Raw genomic sequence first — 19587 nt, 5'->3', positions numbered from 1 at the left:
ACCGCTTCAGGATATATCAGGGCCGGAGCGGCTTGCCGCGACACGCCGAAAGACGTTGCACAGTCGAACGATACCCTTGCAACACTCCCGGGGTATCTTTCGACCGTGCAACGGACGCCGGCGTGTCGCTGTCCGGGGAGCCTCCTGTGATGTGTTCGTTGTCGGCTTGCCGTTGCATCAGCGAGATTCGGGCGCGAAAGGTCGTGGGTGTGGGGCGGCTGACGTCGAGCGTCGCGCCGATGGCGTCGGTGCAGGCTTTGGCGATGGACAAGCCGAGTCCATGCCCCGGCTGGTTGGCCATGCGTGTGGCGTCGCCACGGTGGAACGGTTGCATGAGATCGGCCGTGTCCGTTGGGTCGATCGGTTGTTTCGTGGTGTTGATGATGTCGATGATGACGCGTCGTCCGTCGCTGTGGACGGTGCAGGCTATGGCGCCGTGGTCGATGTTGTGGATGATGGCGTTGCGCACGAGGTTGTCGACGGTGAGCGAGAGGTACCGTGGATTCGTCTCGACGGTCGCGCCACGGTATGCGTCGAGTCCGTCGACGTTGATGTTCAGATGACGCGACTGCGCCTGCTCGCGGTGGGTTTCAAGCGCATCGCGTACGATACGGGCGGGCTCCGTGGCCTCTCTGCCGGTGTCGGGCGCGGTCTGGATGCGGGAGAGTTCGAGCAGACTGTTGATGAGTTCGCCGCTTTTGCGGTTCGCTTCGATGGCGTGGCGGATGGCTGGTTTGACGTCCTCGGGGAACCGATTTTGGGCCATGAGCGCTTCGAGGCTGGTGCCGATGGTCGTGACTGGCGTTTTCAGCTCGTGGCTGGCGTTGCGGATGAATGAGCGTTGCAACTGGTTGGACTGTTCGATGCGGTCGAGCATCGCGTTGAGCGCGTTGGCGAGACTGGCGGTCTCGGCATCAGGATGGTCGAGCGTGATGCGTCCGGAGGGGTGGTCGGGGTCGAGTTGCGCGGCCTGGCGGCTGATCGAGTCAAGTCGTGACGTAAGCCGGCCTGACATTCGCCACACGAGCATAACGGCAAGCAGTGCTGCAATGGCGAACACGGCGAGCGACCCGTAGCGCATCCATTGCACGACGCCGTCACGGACGGTGAGCACCACGCCTTCCGTGCCGGATTGTACGCCGGCTTGCCCGGAAACGCTGCCGGCAGCGTCACAGGAATCCGCGTCACACGAGTCCGCAGTGCCGGATACGGCATCCGATGCCACGGACGAGCCGTTGCCCACAGTCCGGCCATTGCCGGCGGAGATGGTGTCGACCTGATGCTGGAACGCCCAGTCGAGCGAGATGTTCTGCACGAGGATCACGGCGAGGAGCATGCCGAGCAGGAGCAGTCCGACGGTGACGGCGAGACGGGTGCGGAAGCTGGCGGGTTTGCGCTGGTGCGCGGCGTGCCCGGCCGGTCGGTTTGTCGTGTCGGTGTCGGTCATGGTATGCGGTACCCCTCTCCGCGCGACGAGGCGATGAGTGCGGGGTCGGGCAGCCTGCGCCGTAGCGAGTAGACGGCGGTCTTGACGAGGTCGGGCTGGTCGTGCGCCTCGGACGGCCACAAGGATTCGAGAAGGGCGCGGGTGCTGGACCACCCGCCGTCGGCGCGCAGCAGTTCCTCCAGGAGCGAGTATTCGCGGGGTGCGAGGTCGAGGGGCCGGCCGTCCGCGTAGGCGAGCCGCCTGACCGTATCCACCGACAGACGCCCTCGTGAGATCACGGTGGGCGCGTCGTCGGTGTCGTCTCGGCGCAGGAGCGCGCGGATGCGGGCGAGGAGCTCGGGGTAGGCGAACGGTTTGGGCAGGTAGTCGTCGGCCCCGAGGTCGAGGCCGTGCACGCGGTCCTCGATGCTGCCGGCCGCGGTGAGCATGAGCGTGCGCACGGGGATGCGCAGCCTGTCCACGGTGCGCATGACCTCGTCTCCGGAGAGCACGGGCAGGTCGCGGTCGAGGAGCATCACATCGTATTCTCCCTGCGAGAGTCGGTCCAGTGCCTCGACGCCAGTGCCGGCCAGGCCGGTCGCGTACCCCTCGTGCCTGAGACAGTCGTCCAGCACCGCCGACAGGTCGGCGTCGTCCTCGACGACCAGGATCCTCGCCATATTCCATCGCCTCCGATTCCTTGCATGGCCTCCATGCGATTGCCTTCGTGCTCTCCATTGTGCCCGGTGTGGGTGTGCGTTAGGTGAGCGCGACACGCACCCTCATCACCCACGTGGAGGTCGAGCCGCGGTGTGGGTGTGCGTTAGGTGAGCGCGACACGCACCCATCGCACACGGAGAGCCGGCTGTAATGGGCATCGTCCGGTAATCGCCGAACCTATTTCGCCGCAACGGCGAACCCCGCAAAGGAGGAATACATGCGAAACACAATCGTTCTCAGACTGGCGGCGGCTGTAGCGCTGGCCGCTGCGATGGCCGCGCCATTGTCGGCATGCGGCCAATCGCAGTCATCGCAGTCAGCAGCCAAACCGACGGTGTCGCAGGACGCGGCGCCGAAGACCGACAGTCAGGGCGGCGACGCGCCGCAGGGCTCGAACCCGGCCTCGAAACAAGCCGCCGAACGATACCGCGACTGTCTCACAGCGGCGGGAGTGCCCGCACAGATCATGGACGGCAACTGGGTCGTGCTCCAATGGACCGGCGACGACTCCGGCTCGGTGTCCTCGGGGTCCACGGACGGTGACCGGGACAAGGCTATCAAGGAATGCCAGGCCAAGGTGCCCGACTACCACGATCCCGACTTCAACACAAAGTAAACAGACCGGCACCAGCCGATGGAAGGGAAACCACCATGACCACCAGCACATTATCCATCCTCCGCCGAGAAACGCTGCGCAGGGCCGCCGCGCTGCTGTCCTGCATGGGACTGCTCGTCTCGCTGACGGCATGCTCAACGCCCTGGAACCAGAACACGGCCGACGACGCGCAGACATCCGGCACCAGGATCGCGCCGAGCATGAGCGCCCTGTTCGACCAGTACCTCGCCAAGGACACGATCAGCCAGTTCGAGCGCGACGTGCTCCAACGGGCCAAGAAAACCGGCAAGATCAGCGCCGAGGACTACGAGACCGCGCACGACAAGCAGGCCGCGTGCATGGCCGAGAACGGGTGGCAGGAACAGACCCGCAAACTGTCCAACGGACTCTACCAGACCACCGGCGTGACGCCGGTGCCATCGACCGACGCCGAAGTGAACAAGTACATGGAGGCATCCAACACCTGCTCCGAGGGCACCAGCAAGATCATCGAATCCCTCTACCAGCTCCAGCAGGGCAACCCGGGACTCCTGGCCGACCCGTACGAGACCGCTGTGGAATGCCTGAAGAAAAGCAGCCTCGTCGATGACGCCTACACCGGACGCAAACTCGAAAACGCGTTGAACGGTGACGGCGCGTCCAAAGGACTGCCGTTCGACGCCTCGTCGGACGCCGCCCAGTCATGCTTCACCGGAGCCGGCCTCGCCGTCAACATCGGCTGACGAACAAGCATTCGACGAAAGGAAACGACCACATGAAAACACGAATCCTGACCCCGCTGATCCTGACCGGCCTGGGTATGCTGTCCGCGGGCGTGCTCGTCACCGCGCTCGTCATCCCCACGCCCACACCCGACGGACTGTCCGCGGCCACGAGCCCCGACACCGTCACGGCCAGCCGCCAGCAGTTCGACGACGAACGGACCGTCGAGGCCTCGTTCGAGACCAGCGCGGAACAATCGATCACCTCGCGCACCGCCGGCACCGTCAGCGAAACCCTGTGCACGCCCGGCCAGACAATCCAGTCAGGGCGTCGACTGCTGTCCGTGGACGGCAAACCCGTCATCGCCCTGCACACCGACACGCCCCTCTACCGCGAGATCGGCACCGGCGACACCGGGCCCGACGTGCTCGCCCTGCAACAGGAACTCGCCCGCCTCGGCTACAACGCCGAAGGCAACGGCACCTACGGGTGGCGCACCAAGGACGGCGTCAACAAGCTGCTCTCGCAGGCCGGCGACCGCAACCCCGACGGCAAGATCGGACCGGCCGACGTGGCATGGCTGCCCCAGACCACCGCCACGCCAACCCAATGCACGGCCGGACTGAACACCAGCCTGACGGACGGTGCCGAAATCATAAAGACCGGCGGCCAACTGACGGCCATCACCTTCCCCACGCCAGCGAACCTGAGAGAAGGCAAACGCACGTTCACGCTCTTCGGCGTCAAGACCAGCCTTGATGTGGAGACGACAGCCAAGACCGACGGCAGGATCAGCGACCAGAAATTCCTCGACCAGGTACAGGCCAGCGACGGCTACAAAACCACCCTCGCCGACCAAGGCGGCAAGAAACCCACCGCCACCCTCGCACTCGAACAACCCATCGACGCGATCAAGGTCCCGCCCTCCGCCATCACCGGCCAGAACGGCACCCGCGCCTGCATCTCGCCCGACGGCAAACAAGCCATCCCCGTCACCGTCATCGGCTCCGCCCTCGGCGCCACGCTCATCCAACCCGAACAATCCGACGCGACAATCGGCAAAGTCGCCCTCGGCCACAAACTCGACGACATCCAATGCCCCGCCGCAACGCAGCACTGACACAAGGAGGACGCGCATGAGCACCAGCATCCTGCCCCTCGAAACGGTCGCGGACCCCGTGCCGGCACGGCCAATCGACGCCGCGCGGCCCGCGGCCGGCGGAATACCGTCGGTCACGGGAGAACACGTGGGCCACCGGTTCGCGGACGGCCCCTGGCTGTTCCGCGACCTTGACTTCACCCTCACGACCGGCGAAGCCGTCGGCCTGTGCGGGCCGTCCGGCTCCGGCAAATCCACCCTCCTGTCCATCATCGCCGGCTTCGAGCCGCCCGCCGAAGGAACCATCCGACGCAGCCGGGTCAACCGCGTGCGCTGGGTGTTCCAGAACCCCCACGGCATGCCGCGGCGCACCGCCATCGACCACGTCGTCCAACCGCTCCTCGGCCAAGGCATCGACCGCACGCAAGCCGAAGACGAGGCCATCGCCATCATGAGCACGTTCCACCTGACCAAAGTCGCCGCACGCGAGTTCCGTGAACTATCCGGAGGCGAAGCCCAACGCCTCATGCTCGCCCGTGCCATCGCCAGCAAACCCGACCTCCTCCTCGTGGACGAACCCACCGCCCAACTCGACCAGCGCACCGCCAACGACATCGACTCCACCCTCACCGGACTCGCGCAAGGCGACGCGATCGTCGTCATCGCCACCCACGACCCCAACACCCGGGCCGCGTGCACCCGCGTCATCGACCTCGCGTGGCACAACCCGAACCCCAACATCGACACCAAGGACGACACACGATGAAACCAACCGCCATCCTGTCCGAAGCATGGCGCAACATCGCCACCGGCACCACACGCGCCCTCGCCTGCGCGAGCATCCTCACCCTCATCGCAGCAGGAACCGCCATATTCGACCTGACCGCCATCACCTCCCTCCAACACGAATCCCGACAATGGGCCACCAGCGCCGCCGCCATCCACATCATCTCCGGCAGCAAACAGATCGACCCCACCACATGCGCAAACCTCACCCAAATCACCGGCACCACAGGCGACACCACCACGAACCCCATCCAAGCGGCCGGCGCGATTAAAAGCAACGGGGAAATCACCCTGACCGCCATGCCCGCGGCCCCACTGGACGCATGGCAGGCCACACCGGGACTCGCTAACGTGCTCGGCATCGGCACGAGAGAGCAAACCCAACCCGGCGTATGGATCTCCAGCCAACTCGCCGCCACCCTCCACGCGCGCGAAGGAGACGACCTGCCCACGACCCAAGGCGTCATGCACATCAGCGCGGTCTTCCCCTGGGCCGACGACAGCCGCGACCAACGACTCGCCTACGCGATCATCACCCCCACACCCATCAACGCCGGCCAGCAATGGGACGAATGCTGGGCCACCATCAACCCCGCCAACCCTAACGCCGAAGACCTGCTCAACACCACCGCGACCGCCATACCCGGAGCCGCGCCCGCCACCCAGACCAAACAAGCCAACACCATGCTCGGCACCAACCCCGACCTCGACACCCGCTACCGGCAAAGGACCACCCGCCTCATGCTCGCCATCACACCCATCGCCGCGTTCGCCATCGCCATCATGGCCACACGCGCACGACGCATCGAAATAGCAGACGACCTGCACATGGGAATACCCCGCCAAGGCATCCTCGCCACCACCGCAATCGAAACCCTCGCATGGACGCTACCGGCAATCCTCGCCGCCACCGCCATCACCTACACCACGGCCCGCTGGACCGGCGGCCACGCCAACGCGATCACCCTGACAGCCATCCAACTCCCCACACTCACCACAGCCCTCATTACCGCGCAAGCCGGAGCCGCTATCGCCATCACCGCCATACACGACAACCAGCTCTTCGCCTTCTTCAAAAACAGGCAGTGAGCCCAAACGCTGCAGCAACGTCGCGACACGCCGACGTCCGTTGCATGACCGAACGATACCCTCACGACACTCCCGGGGTATCTTTCGACCGTGCAACGGACGCCGGCGTGTCGCGGGCGGCTGCGGAACCGAGCTGCGCGTCGCGGCAGTACGGTGCCGCTGTGCGCCGCGGCGAGCGTCGCGGTTGCGAGGCGCACGCCACGGTTGCGCCGGACGTCACTGTTGCGTGGCGCTCGCCGCCGCATCGTTGATGCAACGCAGTGCGTTGAGCGTGCGCGGATAGCCGATGTATGGCATGCACTGGGAGACCACGGCGATAAGGAACGCCTTGCCGTTGCCGATGCGCATGTTCGCCGCCGCATGCGCGGTCAGCTGCGGCTCGCAGCCGCCCTGCGCGGCCAGATAGCACAGCGTGACCATCTCGCGCTGACGCAAGTCCAGACCGCCGCGCGTGTAGTAGTCGCCGAAACAGTTGCCGGCAAGCCACTTGTTGATGTGCCGGGTCTCCTGCGGTCCGGACGAGGCGAAACCGCGCATGCGCTCGCCGAAGATATCGACCTGCGCCTGCTCGCCGGCCTGCGCGCGCGTTTCGGGCGTGGTGGTCGACTGTGGCGGCAACGGCAGGGCGACGCCACGGGAGGCGAGCACCCGGTTGGTGATGCCGAAGAACGGTAGCGTGCGGCCGAACCCCAGATAAGCGGTCGCCTGATAGACGATCTCCTTGACCTGCACCGGACTCACGCCGCAGTCGAGCGCCACCGGCAGCATGGCCTCGTATTCGTCGGCGCCTTGACAGCCGATCAGCGTGGCGAGTATCGCCATCGAACGTGTGGCGTTGTCAAGGTCGGGGTGGTTCGCGCCCGGCTCATCGACCACCTCGCCGTACGCGAACCGCGAGAACAACTCCACGAACTCGGGATCCGTTTCGGACAGCGGCCTGGCATCGTGCTTGCCGTCATGATTGCGCAGTGCATCGAACATCGTCATATCCTCCTGTTCCTTCGTCCCCGGCTGCTGCCGGCTCGACACAGCACCATACGCGGCTCGAGCACTCGAAGTACACCGGCGACACGCTGAACTCCGTCCGTCACGCGGGCGGCGTAACGCATGACAATCGAGTAGAGTGAGAGGGACTGGTTTTCTCACTGGGATTTTCTCACCGAGACAAGGGAGGATGGTCATGGCCGATCAGACGGTTGAACAGAAGGACGAGAACAGGCTTCACATCCTTCGCCACGCCGCGTTCACCGCGGCGGACGTGCGGGCGATGGAACGGCCGCTGCTGGAAACCGGAGTCCCGCTGATGCGCATGGCCGCCACCGCGACCGCGCACGTGACGGCAGACCTGCTCGACGAGGAGGGCATGGCACTCGAGGACGCGAACATCGCCCTGCTCGCCGGCTCCGGCGACAACGGCGGCGACGGACTGTTCGCAGCCGCGATCCTCGCGCAGAACGGCGCATCGGTGACCGCCATCGCGGTCGGGCGCTCGCTGCACGGCGACGCGTTCGACGCGTTCATCCGGGCGGGCGGCAAAGTGCTCGTGCTCGACCCCGCTTCGGAAGTGCCCGGCTGCGCCGCGGGATTCAGCGCCGGCGAGGCCGGCGAACGACTGCGCGCCGCGATCGAGCTCGCGCGCCACTCCCATGTGATCATCGACGCGATGACCGGCATCGGCCTGGACGGCGCGTTGCGCGGCATCGCCGGCACCATGGCCGCATCGCTCGGCGTGGACGGCACCGTGCCCGACCGCACGGCGTTGCCCGACGGCGACACGGCCGGCGAGTTCCCGCTCGTCGTCGCCGTTGACGCGCCCTCCGGCATCGGCATCGACGACGGGGCCATCACCGGACCGTACATTCCCGCCGACGTGACCGTCACGTTCGGCGCGCTCAAGCCTGCGGCCATGCTCCCGCCGGCATCCTACGCGTGTGGCCGCGTCACGCTCGTCGACTTCGGTTTCGACATCGACGGCCATACGCCGTTCGTCGAGGCGGTGTCCGGTGACAACGCGTCCGAAACCATCCGTCTCCCCCACCTCGCCGACACGAAGTACGCGCGCGGCGTGACCGGACTGATCACCGGTTCGGACCGGTATCCGGGTGCCGCCGTGCTGTCCGCCAAGGCTGCGGCCGTATCCAACGTCGGCATGATCCGGTACATGGGACCGCAGCGCGCGCGGGACATGGTGTTGGACGCCGTTCCCGAGGCGGTGATGGGCAAAGGCCGCGTGCAGGCGTGGGTCGTCGGCTCCGGTGTTCCCGCGGACGATCCGGACTCCGACGAGGAGCAGGCCGATCCGCAGCGTCAGATCATCGCCAAGCTGCTCTCCCACTATGCGCTCGACGACGAGCACGACCCTGACATCGCCTACGAGATGCCGCCCATCGTCGTGGACGCGGGAGCTCTGGACCTGCTGCCCGACGAAGTGCCCTCCCAGGTGGTGATCACGCCGCATGCCGGCGAGCTCGCCTCGCTGCTCGTCGGCCGCGGCCTCGACGTGGACTCGCGCGACGTGCAGCTCGAACCCCTGCACTGGGCGATCCGCGCGCATGAGCTCACCGGCGCCACCGTGCTGCTCAAGGGCGCGATCACCGTCATCGTCGGCGAACGTGCGGAAGATGATGTGGACGACGTGGACTCCGGCGCGACCGTCCACGGTGACGACGATGCGGCGACGTCGGACGTGCGCGTACTCGTCGCCGGGCGTGCGCCGGCATGGCTCGGCACCGCAGGCGCAGGCGACGTGCTCGCCGGCATGGTCGGCTCGCTGCTCGCCCAGCAGGACGACGAGGACATCTCCTACGCGGACGTCGCCGCCGTCGGCGCCTACCTGCATGGGTACGCGGCGGCCATCGCCTCCGAATCCGACCAGCGCGGCTTCAACCCGCCGACCATCTACGGGACCACGACGGCCGCGCCGCTCGGCAAGCTCGGCCATCCGATCCTCGCCTCCGCGGTCGCCGACGCCATCCCCGAGGCGTTCCGCCGCCTGCTGTCCTGACAATGCCGGCCGGCCGGAACCGCAACAGGGCCGGCCGGTTTTGCCGACCACCATCAAGACCCACGAAAGGAACCCATGACCGCCTCCCCCATCACCGACGTCATCTTCGACTTCTGCGGCGTGCTGCTTGACTGGCAGACGCGGGCGTGCCTCAACGGACACTTCCCGCAGGAGACCGTCAACGCCATCTGCGCCCCCGACGACCCGCACGGCTTCTTCCGCTACGAGGACCGGATGGACGCCGGCGAGGACTTCGCCGACATCTACCCGGACGTGGTGCGCGAACAAGGCGAGGACATCGCCGCGATCTTCCGCTACTACGTCGAGCACTACGGAGACGCGCTGCCGCGGATGCTGCCCGGCATGGAGGAGCTGCTGCGCGACCTCAAACGGCACGGATACGGCGTATGGGGTCTGACCAACTGGTCCCATGAAACCATTCACATCGCCTTCGACAAGTACCCGCAGCTCAACGACCTGCTCGACGGTACGGTCGTCTCCGGCGTCGAGAAGATGCACAAGCCGAACGCCGACATCTACGAGCTGGCGCTCAGCCGGTTCGGGCTTGAAGCCGGGCGCTGCGTGTTCTTCGACGACACGGCGAAGAACGTGGTCGGCGCCGACGAGGTGGGCATCCACGGCGTGCTGTTCGGCAACGCCATGCAGGCGCGTGACTCTCTCGCCCAGCTCGGCGTGCGGTTGTAGACGGACATCGGTGCGCAGGGCGCCGATCCGTCACACGGTATCCCCCTGACCCCATCGGTCAGGGGGATACCGTGTTTCAGGGCCCTGTTTTCCAATGGCCACGGCGTTTACAGCATCTTCGACATCAACATCGACTTCCTGCGGGCCGTGATCGGCCGCGGCGACTGGTCCCGAAGCGCACCTGCCCCACCCATCTCACTGCGCGGGCCGTTCCGTGGAACCACGTGGTTATAACTCGGTTTCCCGACCAGTCCCGCTGGTATAACCGTTGCTTATGACATTGCTGCAGCTGAAATACATCGTCAAGATCGTCGAATGCGGATCCATGAACGAGGCCTCGCACGAACTCTACGTGTCGCAGCCCGCCCTGAGCTCCTCCGTCAAGGAACTGGAGAACGAGCTCGGCATCGAGATCTTCACCCGCTCCTCGCAGGGCATCGCACTGACCGTCGACGGCGCGGAGTTCCTCACGTACGCCCGTCAGGTGCTCGACCAGGCCGACCTGCTCGAGGAACGCTACAAGAACGCGAAGCCGCGCAAGCAGCTGTGCTCCGTGTCCACGCAGCACTACATGTTCGCGGTCGAGGCGTTCGTCGAGATGATCAATTCGATCAAGTCCGACGAATACGAGTTCACCATCCGTGAGACGCGCACCAAGGACATCATCGAATCGGTGGCGAACATGCGCTCCGACGTCGGCATCATCTACCTGTCCGACTTCAACAAGGACGTGATCGGCAAGCTGCTGCGCGGCAAACACCTCGAGTTCCACCCGCTGTTCCGCGCCCCGCTGCACGTGTTCATCTCGCGCAACAATCCGCTCGCCGGCAAGAAGGTCGTCACCATGGAGGACCTCAAGCCATACCCGTTCATCCAGTACGAGCAGGGCGAGGACGGCAGCTTCTACTTCGCCGAGGAGGCCGTCTGGCCGGAGTACTCCCCCAAGCAGATCAACGTGACCGACCGCGCGACGATCCTCAACTTCATCGTCGGCCTCAACGGGTACACGGTGTGCACCGGCATCGACAACGGCGATCTGAACAACGAGAAGATCGTCACCGTACCGCTCGACACCGACGAGACCATGCTTGTCGGCTGGATCACCAACGAACGCGCGAAACTCTCCAAGGCGGCCGAGGACTATCTGACCAAGCTCAAGTCCGTCGTCGCCTCGCACGGCTACAAGCTCATCGACAGGTGAGCCTGCGGTGTCACACCAGAACTCGCCGCAGCAGCGCACAGTTTCACGCCGCACGCTGGTCCCCATCATCGTGATGATGGTCGGCAGCTTCACCGCCATCCTCAACCAGACGTTGATGACGTCCGCGCTGCCGCATCTGATGCGCGAGTTCGGCGTGACCAGCAACACGGCCCAATGGCTGAGCACCGGATTCATGCTCACCAACGGCATCATGATCCCGGTCACCGCGTTCCTCATCCAGAAGTTCACCACACGTCAACTGTTCTTCTACGCGATCGGCATGTTCCTGTTCGGCACGCTCGTCTGCACGTTCGCGCCCGGCTTCTGGGTGCTGCTCGCCGGACGTGTGCTGCAGGCCACCGGAGCGGGCATCCTCATGCCGCTGCTGCAGACCGTGCTGTTCATCACGTTCCCGCCCGAACGACGCGGCGCGGCCATGGGATGGTTCGGACTCGTCATCGCGTTCGCGCCGGCGCTTGGGCCCACGCTCTCCGGCCTGATCATCGACTTCCTGCCGTGGCGGTTCCTGTTCGTGCCGCTCATCGTCATAGCCGTCGCCGTTCTTGCTGCCGCGGTGCCGACCGTGCCGAACGTCACCAAGCCGACCGACCCGCGCATCGACGTCGCGTCGGTCGCACTGTCCACGCTCGGCTTCGGCGGCCTGCTGCTCGGTTTCAGCCTCGCCGGCCAATCCGGCTGGACGTCGCGTGACACGCTCGCCGCACTGGCCGTCGGAGCCGTCTCGCTCGTCGTGTTCATCGGCCGTCAGCTGCGCCTGTCCCAGCCGATGCTCGACTTCCGCGTGTTCGCCAAGCCGATGTTCACGCTGCCGATGATCGTGATCGTGCTCGTGTTCGTCACGTTCATTTCGACGATGAACATTCTGCCCATGTTCATTCAGAACTCGCTCGGCATGAGCGCACTGCAATCCGGATTGCTGCTCATGGGCGGCGGCATAGCGGAAGGCGTGTTCAACCCGGTCGCGGGCCGCCTGTTCGACCACGTCGGCATCAGACGGCTCGCCCCGCCCGCAATCGCCGTCGTCGCCGTCGCGGCGTTCGCCATGTCCCGTATGGACGCCGCTACGCCGGCATGGTATCCGGCCGTGTTCTTCACGATCATGATGGCCGGCGTCGCGTTCTGCCTTATGCCGTTGACCACCACCGCGCTCAACCAGCTGACCGGGCCTCTGCTGCCGCACGGCACGGCGATGAACAACACGCTGCGCCAGACGTGCGCGGCCATCGGCATCGCCATCTGCTTCACCATCATGACGACGAACACGCAGCCGGCATCCGTGGCCGGCTCGGCCGCCGCCGGACTCGCGCACGGCGTGGACGCGGTGTTCCTCACGGCGGCAGTGGTCGCGGCCGTGGCGTTCGCTCTGTCGCTGTTCGTACGCGACGGCCGCGAGACCGCCGGCCGGTGATTCACGGCAACGGTGACGGCGGAACGTCAGCCGACGTGCGCCGCCGCCATGGGCAGACGCACGGTGACGACGGCGCCTTCGCCCTTGACGCTTGAAACCGCGACCGAGCCGCGGCTCAGCTCCACCGCGCGCTTGACCATCGCCATGCCGAGCCCGTTGCCCTGCGCGGCATGCGCAGTGTCGCCCTGATAGAACTTGTCGAACACGTGACGGCGGTCGTCCTCGCCCATGCCGCAGCCGTCGTCGGCGATTTCGACGACGATCATGCCGGCGTCCGTGTCGCTGCGTTCGGTCAGCCGCACATGGCCGCCGGTCTCGGTGTATTTGAGCGCGTTGCCGAGCACATTGCTCCAGATCAGCGCGGTGATGCCCGGGTCGCCGTGCACCGGCGCCCGATCCTCCATGTCGATGGCGAGATCGATGTCCCGCTCGGTGAACAGGTCGTCCAAGGCGATCACCTCGTCCGCAAGCTGCCGACACAGGTCGAAGTCGCTTGCCTGAGTGACGATCGTCTGGCTTTCGAGCTTGTTGAGCTTGAGGATGGCGGTCACCAGATCGTTGAGCCGTGCCGCGGCGTCGGCAATGGTCCGTGCGCATTCACGGCACCGGTCCGCCGGCATGTCGGGCGACCGTTCCATCAGCGTCGCATAGTTGCGGATCACGGCCAGCGGATTGCGGATCTCATGGCTTACGTTCGAGATGAAATCGTTCTTCATCGTTTCGATGCCGGACAGCTCCTCCGTCATGGTGTTGAAGTCGGCGAACATCTGATCGGTGGAATCCCAGTTCGCGTCGCCCGCCGTGTGACGAGGAGGGATGCGCGTGGAAAAATCCCCCTTCGCCACACGCCTCGCCGCATGGCCTAGCAGTCGCATGGGCCGTTCCAGCCGGTCGTCGATCTGGCGGTGCACCACCCAGGCGAACACGACGGCCAGTAGCAGCCAGTACGCCAGCACGATGACCGTGAGCAGCATCTTCATCGCGTTCGTCGGGGCGAGGCGCGGCAGCCACACCAACAGGCTTGTCTGCCCGGCTGCCGCCAGAATCAGCACCACGAACGACCACAGCGTGATCCAGCCGAACATCACGGCCGACGTTCCGTCCTGCACCGGCTCCTGGCTCTCCTGATGCTCCCGGCCGCTTCCGCTTGTCCTGTCCTGCCGTGCCATCCGCTATCCTTTCTGCGCGCCAGTCGGCACCGCCTTGTAGCCGAGCCCGCGCACGGTGACGATGCTGAAGTACGGGCAGTCGGCGAACTTGCCGCGCAGCCGCGTGATGTACACGTCGGTGACGCGCAGGTTGTTGTCGGCATCCTGCCCCCAGAACTCGTCCATGAGCTGCCCGCGCGAGAACACCTGACGCGGATAGCTCAGCATCTTGTACAGGATGTTGAACTCGCGCACGGTCAGCTCGACCGGACGCCCGTCGACCGTGACCGACATCTCGCGCGCGTTCATTACGAGGCCGCCGACCGTGAGCGTGTGGCTCTCCGCGATGCCAGCGCGACGCAACAGCGCCTCGATGCGCAGCAACAGCTCATCAAGGTCGATCGGCTTGACCATGTAATCGTCCACGCCGGTGCGGAAGCCGTGCCGCTTCGACGCCATGTCGTCACGGGCGGTCACGAAGATGATAGGCAGGTGGGCGTCCAGTTCGCGCAGCCGTGCGGCGAACGCGAATCCGTCCGTGCCCGGCATCATGATGTCCGAGACCACCAGGTCGATCAGACGTCCCTGCATGGCCGCATACGCCTCGTTCGCGCCCAGGCAGCCGAACACCGTGTAGCCGGCGTCACGCAGATACAGGCACATGATGTCGTTGAGCTCCTGCTCGTCCTCCACGACCACGATGTTCGTCATGACGCCTCCCTTTCCTGGTGTCTCTGTCGTCTGTTTTCAGCGTACCCGGTCGCGCCGCCGCCCCGGGCGCGGCGACACGACGTTTAATGATTCGTCAACAATCGGTTAGCAATAGCCTGCAGAACGACCCGTATCGTGTGCGGTGCAACGACAAACACCATACCTTCTGCGTACGTTTCGTGAAAGGGTCCAACATCATGACCAGGAAGAACTTCGTATCCATGATCCTCGGCGCCATCGGCGGCGTGCTGTTCGCGCTCGGCATGTGCATGGGGCTGCTGCCGCAATGGCATGCGTTCGGCTGGGGCGTCACGACCGGCGTCATAGGTCTGATGATGCTGATCGCCATACCGTTCGTACGCCGGGCCATGAGCGGTCGGCCGGTGTTCACGCCGCTGCGCGGCAGGACGGTAGCCGTCACGGCGCTCGCGGTGGCAGGCGCGCTTGTGCTCGGTGTGGGCATGTGCATGACGATGATCTGGGACATGCTTGTGCCGGGCGTCGTGGTGGGGCTGGCGGGCATCGTCATGCTGCTCGCGCTCATCCCGCTGTGTAAGGGCCTGAAGGACTGAAAGGTCGATTACGCGGCCTCTTGACGCGAGCGCCGGACGCTCACTCCGGACTCTTGAGCGCGCCGACCATGTCGATGCGGTCGAGGGCCCGGTTGGTGGCGAGACTCACCAGCAGCGTGAACAGGAACGCGAGCAGCGCGGCGGCCGCGTAGCAGAACCAGGCCACGTTCGGCACGATGGTCATGCCCGGCAGGTCGAGCCTGCTCACCAGGAATCCGAGCAGCGCACGCCCGCACGGCAGGCCGAGCGCGATGCCGAAGCAGGCGAGCAGCAGCATCTCCTTGTTGACGTAGCCGTGCACCTCGCGGCGGCGGAAGCCCAGCACCTTGATGGTGGCGAGCTCCCGCTGGCGTTCCGAGATGTTCGTCGAGGCGAGCGTGTAGAGCACCACCACGGCAAGCACAGCGGCCATGACCACGATGAAGCCGATCATCACGAAGAAGATGAGGAAGCTCTTGGAGAAGTCGCGCTCCTGCTTGGCGCTGCTCGTGACCGACAGGTACTCGTCCTGTTCGGCCAGCCGGTCGGCGAACGCGATCTGCGCGGCGTCGTCCCCCCGCACGTCGATCAGGTCGGCGTTGGCGGCATAGTCGGTGTCGAAGGCCTTTTCGTAGGCGCGTTGCGTCATGAACACGACGTTGCCCGTGTAGTACTGCGTGACGGCGTGGACGTCAAGCTCGGCGGAGTCCGCCATGCGGTCGGTCACGACAAGCCGGCTCCCCTGCGTAAGAGACAATGTGCCTGCAGCGTTCGTCGTCACGACGATGCCGTTCTTCCCCGCGTCCCCGAGCCTGATGGGCGCGCCGTCCTTCGTGTGCAGGTCGATGTACCCGTCGAGCGAACTGCCGTCGGGGACGACCATGAGTTGCGCGGTGATCTTCTCGCCGCCGGTTGAGCTGTCGCCGGCTGAGTCGCCGCCGCCCGGCGAGGTCAGCGTGACCGAACCCAGCTGCACCGGCAGCGTGGAGGCCACGGCCTTGTCCCGGTCGAGTCCCTTCTGCGCGGTGTCGTGGTCGGCTGCGGACGTCACGGCAAGCACGTCGTAGACGGAGATTTCGTCATGCTGGCGGGGCATCAGGGTGAGCGCCGACGAGCCCATTCCGAAGCCCGCGGTCATGAGCGCGGTGCAGCCGAGCACGCCGATGATGACCATGAGCGCACGCGACTTGTACCGCAGCAGATTGCGCGCGGTCACCTTACCGAGGAACGACAGGCGGTTCCAGATGAATCCGACATGTTGCAGAGCGATGGTCCTGCCGGCCTTCGGCGCCTTGGGACGCATGAGCTCCGCCGGATTCAGCCGCAGCGATCCCATGCAGGCGACCATCGCAGTGCCCGTGATGGCCACGACGAACAGCAGGACTCCCCCGACGGCGAGCCGCCAGTCGAACAGCAGCGGATAGTCCGGCAGCACATAGATGCGGCTGATCAGCCGTCGCGTGAACACGAACGGCAGCGCGACAAGACCCAACGCATCGCCGATGAGCCCACCCAGCAGACAGGCGGCACACGAGTAGATGACGTACTTGAGCATCGTCTCCCGGCGAGTGTACCCCAATGCCTTGTATGTGCCGATGAGTCCGCGGTCCTCCTCCACCATGCGGGTGACGGCCGTCAGGCTCACCAGCAGCGCGATGACCAGGAACAGCGCGGGGAACAGCGTGCCGAGACGCGAGACCATCTCGCTTTGCGTTTTGACGTCCTCATAGCTGGTCACCGCGCTGCGGTCGCTGACGATCCACGTGACGTCCGGTATGGCAGCGCGCACCTGTTCTTGTACCTGCCGTTCGGCGGCGGAACGGTTCGCCTGCGCGGCGGCCTTCGCCGGTGAGCCGTCCGGCAGCGCGTCAATCGTCGCGTTCTGCTCGGCGAGTTTCGCCAAGGCATTGTCGACGGCCGCATCGCGTACGGTCTCGGTGCGGATCCGTTCGCGCTTCGACTGAATCGCCGCGATGGCATCCTTCGCCGCGGTGACCGTGCCGAGATAGTCCTCGTCGTACGTGTTCATCGCCTTCGCGCCGGCGACGGTGATGACGGCGGACGTGTATGCCGCGGCATCGTCCGAGACGGCGTCGGCGTCCACGAACATCGGGTACACGGTTTTCGTGCCGGAGACGAGCGCGAGCGGCCCGGTCGGGTTCACGATGTCGTTCGGGTCGATGACCGTGCCGACGATCGTGTACCGGCCTTCGGCGAACATGCCGGTCGCCGTGTCGGACGAGGCGGTGTTCGTCGCCGCCGTCGTGGTCGAATCGTCGGGCTCGAACTCGAGCGTGTCGCCGACCGACTTGCCGGCGTCGTCCAGATACTGCTGCGTCACGGCGATCTCGTGGCCGGACTTCGGCAGCCTTCCGGCGATCACGTACGGCCTGTCGATGCCGCGGTCGGTGACGGTCGTGACGGTGGCCGATGCGCGACGGCCGGCGATCTTCGTGGTGACAGCTGCCGAGCGTTCGCCGGCGGCGTCCGCCACGCCGTCGACGCCGCGCAGTGCAGCGATATCGTCGTCGTCGAGACCGAGCGTGGAGACGATGGCGACGTCATGCATGTCCGTCTCGTCGAAGAATTCGTCAAGTCCTGCGCGGATGTCCTTGCCGACCGTGTTGAGGCCGCACATCATCATCACGCCGACGGCGCAGATGACCACGATGGCGGCGAATCGCTTCCCGTTGCCGGACACGGCGCGCAAGGCGTCCTTCCACAGGGCGTCCTTCCACATGGCGGTTCTCTTCATAGTGGCGCGCCTCCTACCATTCGATGTCCGCGATGGGCGTCGGGCGCGCGTTCCGCGAGATTTCGGTCACCTTGCCGGAGCGGAATCGGATCAGCCGGTCGCCCATCGGCGCGAGCGCGGAGTTGTGCGTGACGAGCGCCACGGTGATGCCGCGTTGACGGCACGAGTCCTGCAACAGCTGCAGCACCTCCTTGCCGGTGCGGTAGTCCAGCGCGCCGGTCGGCTCGTCGCATAGCAGCAGCTTCGGGTTCTTCGCCAGCGCCCGCGCGATGGACACGCGTTGCTGCTCGCCGCCGGACAGCTGCGCGGGGAAGTTGCCCAACCGGTCGCCCAGTCCGACCTTGCGGAGCGTTTCGCGTGCGTCGAGGGCGTTCGGGCAGATCTGGCTGGCGAGCTCCACGTTCTCGAGCGCCGTCAGATTGGGCACGAGATTGTAGAACTGGAACACGAAGCCGACGTCGAAGCGCCGGTAGTCGGTCAGCTGCGCCTCGCTCGCGCCGGTGACGTCGCGGCCGTCCAGCCGCACGTTGCCGGACGTCGCGCGGTCCATGCCGCCCAGGATGTTCAGCGCGGTGGACTTGCCGGCGCCGGACGCGCCGAGGATGACGGCGAGCTCGCCCTGCTCGATGTCGAAGGTCGCGTGGTTCAGGGCGAGTACGGCTGATTCCCCTGTGCCGTACCGGCGGACCACGTCATGGAATTCAAGAAATGGCATAGTGCTCCTCCTCCTGTGTGGTTATGTCTTCGCGAAACAAGGAATACATCACCGTGTCGGGTAAATAAATCCACGCAATCCGACAATGTGTGGGGTTGGTGGTGGTTGCAGGGCTTCGCCAGGCGGCGAACACGATAGGATGTTGGATTATCCGACGATGCAGGGAGGGACAGTCATGGGGCGACCGAAAGCCGACGAGAAATCGGCGCCGCTGAAGATGCAGGAGGCGTTCTGGACGCTGCTCGAGCGCAAGCCGTACGCGCAGATCACCATCAGCGACATCACCCGTGAGAGCGGACTCAACCGCAGCGCGTTCTACTACCATTACGGCAACATCCCCGAACTCGCGGACGACGCGATCGCCGCGATATACAAGGAGCCTGGTGTGACCGCGTTCATCGCTCGCGTCATCCGGCAGGACAACGTCGATTCGCTGCGCGACAATGCGCTCTTGTTCATCGGGAAACCCGAGCATGCGGCCAGCATCCGTCGGCTGTCGCTGATCATCGGGTCGCACGGGTCGACCGGGCTGACCGAGCAACTGAAAAGCTATGTCACCGGCATCTGGCTGACGATACTCGGCCTTGATCCGGACGGTCTCAATCCCGGGCAGCGTCTCGTACTGGAATATGCGGCGGGCGGCATGATCGGCGTACTCGGCAAGGCGCGGACGCTGCTCACAGCCGAGGCGGTCGAATGGCTGGCGCACTCCGGTCTGCCGGGCATCATCGCCCAGCTCATCAATTCATTGAAGGAGGACGGTGGGCCGACACGAAACGGCACTGAAGCGAAACGGCACTGAAGTGAAACGGCGCTGTCGAATCCTTCGCCATCCATTGACAGACGGACGCAGGTGAAGAAGGCCTCGGCGCCGCCGCGCCGCCGCAGGCGCTTACGCGCCATCGCCTACAATGGTGCCAATCACGTCCA

18 protein-coding genes are annotated in these 19587 nt (G+C 65.6%); 11 read left to right on the top strand and 7 right to left on the bottom strand.

What is annotated here, in order from left to right:
• Positions 1-16: 16 nt before the first annotated feature.
• Positions 17-1447 carry a HAMP domain-containing sensor histidine kinase gene (locus F7D09_RS04290; RefSeq protein WP_152234180.1) on the bottom strand — a complete coding sequence of 477 codons (1431 nt, stop codon included), beginning with the start codon at positions 1445-1447 and terminating at the stop codon, positions 17-19.
• Positions 1444-2106 carry a response regulator transcription factor gene (locus F7D09_RS04285; protein ID WP_152234179.1) on the bottom strand — a complete coding sequence of 221 codons (663 nt, stop codon included), beginning with the start codon at positions 2104-2106 and terminating at the stop codon, positions 1444-1446. Before F7D09_RS04285 ends, F7D09_RS04290 begins: the two co-directional genes overlap by 4 nt.
• A gap of 257 nt (positions 2107-2363) precedes the next feature.
• Between F7D09_RS04285 and F7D09_RS04280 the strand changes: the two genes are divergently transcribed.
• From F7D09_RS04280 to F7D09_RS04260, 5 genes are read left to right on the top strand one after another with little or no spacing between them, the layout of a single operon-like run.
• Positions 2364-2762, top strand: a complete 399-nt coding sequence (locus F7D09_RS04280; RefSeq protein ID WP_152234178.1) for a hypothetical protein — start codon at positions 2364-2366, stop codon at positions 2760-2762.
• Between the two features lie 35 nt (positions 2763-2797).
• Positions 2798-3484, top strand: a complete 687-nt coding sequence (locus F7D09_RS04275) for a hypothetical protein (RefSeq protein ID WP_152234177.1) — start codon at positions 2798-2800, stop codon at positions 3482-3484.
• A 32-nt stretch (positions 3485-3516) separates the two neighbouring features.
• A complete protein-coding gene (locus F7D09_RS04270) occupies positions 3517-4584 on the top strand; it encodes a peptidoglycan-binding domain-containing protein (protein WP_152234176.1) in 1068 nt (355 codons plus the stop codon).
• A 16-nt stretch (positions 4585-4600) separates the two neighbouring features.
• Positions 4601-5329: an ATP-binding cassette domain-containing protein gene (locus F7D09_RS04265; protein ID WP_152234175.1), complete on the top strand. Its 729-nt coding sequence runs from the start codon at positions 4601-4603 to the stop codon at positions 5327-5329.
• Positions 5326-6438, top strand: coding sequence for a hypothetical protein (locus F7D09_RS04260; protein WP_152234174.1), 1113 nt, complete (start codon positions 5326-5328; stop codon positions 6436-6438). The genes F7D09_RS04265 and F7D09_RS04260 overlap by 4 nt, the downstream gene beginning before the upstream one ends.
• A 216-nt stretch (positions 6439-6654) precedes the next feature.
• Here the strand turns inward: F7D09_RS04260 and F7D09_RS04255 are convergent, their stop codons facing one another.
• A complete protein-coding gene (locus F7D09_RS04255; RefSeq protein ID WP_152234205.1) occupies positions 6655-7419 on the bottom strand; it encodes a carboxymuconolactone decarboxylase family protein in 765 nt (254 codons plus the stop codon).
• Positions 7420-7618: 199 nt separating this feature from the next.
• On the opposite strand from F7D09_RS04255, the gene F7D09_RS04250 reads away from it, so the two are divergent.
• From F7D09_RS04250 to F7D09_RS04235, 4 genes are all read left to right on the top strand, one after another.
• On the top strand, positions 7619-9442 hold the full coding sequence (locus F7D09_RS04250) for a bifunctional ADP-dependent NAD(P)H-hydrate dehydratase/NAD(P)H-hydrate epimerase (protein ID WP_152234173.1): 1824 nt from the start codon (positions 7619-7621) through the stop codon (positions 9440-9442).
• A gap of 75 nt (positions 9443-9517) precedes the next feature.
• Entirely contained in the window at positions 9518-10147 is a 630-nt protein-coding gene (locus tag F7D09_RS04245; RefSeq protein WP_152234172.1) for an HAD family hydrolase, read from the top strand.
• Positions 10148-10421: 274 nt separating this feature from the next.
• Positions 10422-11348, top strand: coding sequence for a LysR family transcriptional regulator (locus F7D09_RS04240; protein WP_152234171.1), 927 nt, complete (start codon positions 10422-10424; stop codon positions 11346-11348).
• Between the two features lie 7 nt (positions 11349-11355).
• Positions 11356-12777: an MDR family MFS transporter gene (locus tag F7D09_RS04235; protein WP_152234170.1), complete on the top strand. Its 1422-nt coding sequence runs from the start codon at positions 11356-11358 to the stop codon at positions 12775-12777.
• 26 nt (positions 12778-12803) lie between these two features.
• Here F7D09_RS04235 and F7D09_RS11360 read toward each other — a convergent pair whose 3' ends face one another.
• Together F7D09_RS11360 and F7D09_RS04225 are read right to left on the bottom strand one after the other, a co-directional pair.
• A complete protein-coding gene (locus F7D09_RS11360; RefSeq protein WP_226835942.1) occupies positions 12804-13946 on the bottom strand; it encodes a HAMP domain-containing sensor histidine kinase in 1143 nt (380 codons plus the stop codon).
• Between the two features lie 3 nt (positions 13947-13949).
• Complete coding sequence (locus F7D09_RS04225) at positions 13950-14636, bottom strand: response regulator transcription factor (protein ID WP_152234169.1); 687 nt, start codon at positions 14634-14636, stop codon at positions 13950-13952.
• A 197-nt stretch (positions 14637-14833) separates the two neighbouring features.
• Here F7D09_RS04225 and F7D09_RS04220 point away from each other — a divergent pair, with 197 nt between their 5' ends.
• Positions 14834-15208, top strand: coding sequence for a hypothetical protein (locus F7D09_RS04220; RefSeq protein ID WP_152234168.1), 375 nt, complete (start codon positions 14834-14836; stop codon positions 15206-15208).
• A 40-nt stretch (positions 15209-15248) separates the two neighbouring features.
• Here F7D09_RS04220 and F7D09_RS04215 read toward each other — a convergent pair whose 3' ends face one another.
• Positions 15249-17942 (bottom strand): ABC transporter permease, encoded by a 2694-nt coding sequence (locus F7D09_RS04215; protein WP_152234167.1) that lies wholly within the window; start codon positions 17940-17942, stop codon positions 15249-15251.
• 13 nt (positions 17943-17955) lie between these two features.
• Positions 17956-18657 (bottom strand): ABC transporter ATP-binding protein, encoded by a 702-nt coding sequence (locus tag F7D09_RS04210; protein ID WP_152234166.1) that lies wholly within the window; start codon positions 18655-18657, stop codon positions 17956-17958.
• A 175-nt stretch (positions 18658-18832) separates the two neighbouring features.
• Here F7D09_RS04210 and F7D09_RS04205 point away from each other — a divergent pair, with 175 nt between their 5' ends.
• On the top strand, positions 18833-19459 hold the full coding sequence (locus F7D09_RS04205; RefSeq protein ID WP_193312319.1) for a TetR/AcrR family transcriptional regulator: 627 nt from the start codon (positions 18833-18835) through the stop codon (positions 19457-19459).
• Positions 19460-19587 lie beyond the last annotated feature (128 nt).

The sequence above is a fragment of the Bifidobacterium leontopitheci genome (genome assembly GCF_009193355.1).
Classification (GTDB): Bacteria; Actinomycetota; Actinomycetes; order Actinomycetales; family Bifidobacteriaceae; genus Bifidobacterium; species Bifidobacterium leontopitheci.
The sequence above is the reverse complement of the archived record's forward strand: the minus strand, read 5'-3'. Positions and strand labels throughout refer to the sequence as shown.

What these genes read in the sequence shown, in the direction of transcription:
- F7D09_RS04270 (WP_152234176.1), top strand. Translation starts at nt 3,517, where the DNA reads ATGAAAACACGAATCCTGACCCCGCTGATCCTGACCGGCCTGGGTATG.
- F7D09_RS04250 (WP_152234173.1), top strand. Translation starts at nt 7,619, where the DNA reads ATGGCCGATCAGACGGTTGAACAGAAGGACGAGAACAGGCTTCACATC.
- F7D09_RS04205 (WP_193312319.1), top strand. Translation starts at nt 18,833, where the DNA reads ATGGGGCGACCGAAAGCCGACGAGAAATCGGCGCCGCTGAAGATGCAG.
- F7D09_RS04225 (WP_152234169.1), bottom strand. Translation starts at nt 14,636, where the DNA reads ATGACGAACATCGTGGTCGTGGAGGACGAGCAGGAGCTCAACGACATC.
- F7D09_RS04285 (WP_152234179.1), bottom strand. Translation starts at nt 2,106, where the DNA reads ATGGCGAGGATCCTGGTCGTCGAGGACGACGCCGACCTGTCGGCGGTG.
- F7D09_RS04220 (WP_152234168.1), top strand. Translation starts at nt 14,834, where the DNA reads ATGACCAGGAAGAACTTCGTATCCATGATCCTCGGCGCCATCGGCGGC.
- F7D09_RS04265 (WP_152234175.1), top strand. Translation starts at nt 4,601, where the DNA reads ATGAGCACCAGCATCCTGCCCCTCGAAACGGTCGCGGACCCCGTGCCG.
- F7D09_RS04280 (WP_152234178.1), top strand. Translation starts at nt 2,364, where the DNA reads ATGCGAAACACAATCGTTCTCAGACTGGCGGCGGCTGTAGCGCTGGCC.
- F7D09_RS04290 (WP_152234180.1), bottom strand. Translation starts at nt 1,447, where the DNA reads ATGACCGACACCGACACGACAAACCGACCGGCCGGGCACGCCGCGCAC.
- F7D09_RS04275 (WP_152234177.1), top strand. Translation starts at nt 2,798, where the DNA reads ATGACCACCAGCACATTATCCATCCTCCGCCGAGAAACGCTGCGCAGG.
- F7D09_RS04240 (WP_152234171.1), top strand. Translation starts at nt 10,422, where the DNA reads ATGACATTGCTGCAGCTGAAATACATCGTCAAGATCGTCGAATGCGGA.
- F7D09_RS04255 (WP_152234205.1), bottom strand. Translation starts at nt 7,419, where the DNA reads ATGTTCGATGCACTGCGCAATCATGACGGCAAGCACGATGCCAGGCCG.
- F7D09_RS04210 (WP_152234166.1), bottom strand. Translation starts at nt 18,657, where the DNA reads ATGCCATTTCTTGAATTCCATGACGTGGTCCGCCGGTACGGCACAGGG.
- F7D09_RS04215 (WP_152234167.1), bottom strand. Translation starts at nt 17,942, where the DNA reads ATGAAGAGAACCGCCATGTGGAAGGACGCCCTGTGGAAGGACGCCTTG.
- F7D09_RS04245 (WP_152234172.1), top strand. Translation starts at nt 9,518, where the DNA reads ATGACCGCCTCCCCCATCACCGACGTCATCTTCGACTTCTGCGGCGTG.
- F7D09_RS04260 (WP_152234174.1), top strand. Translation starts at nt 5,326, where the DNA reads ATGAAACCAACCGCCATCCTGTCCGAAGCATGGCGCAACATCGCCACC.
- F7D09_RS11360 (WP_226835942.1), bottom strand. Translation starts at nt 13,946, where the DNA reads ATGGCACGGCAGGACAGGACAAGCGGAAGCGGCCGGGAGCATCAGGAG.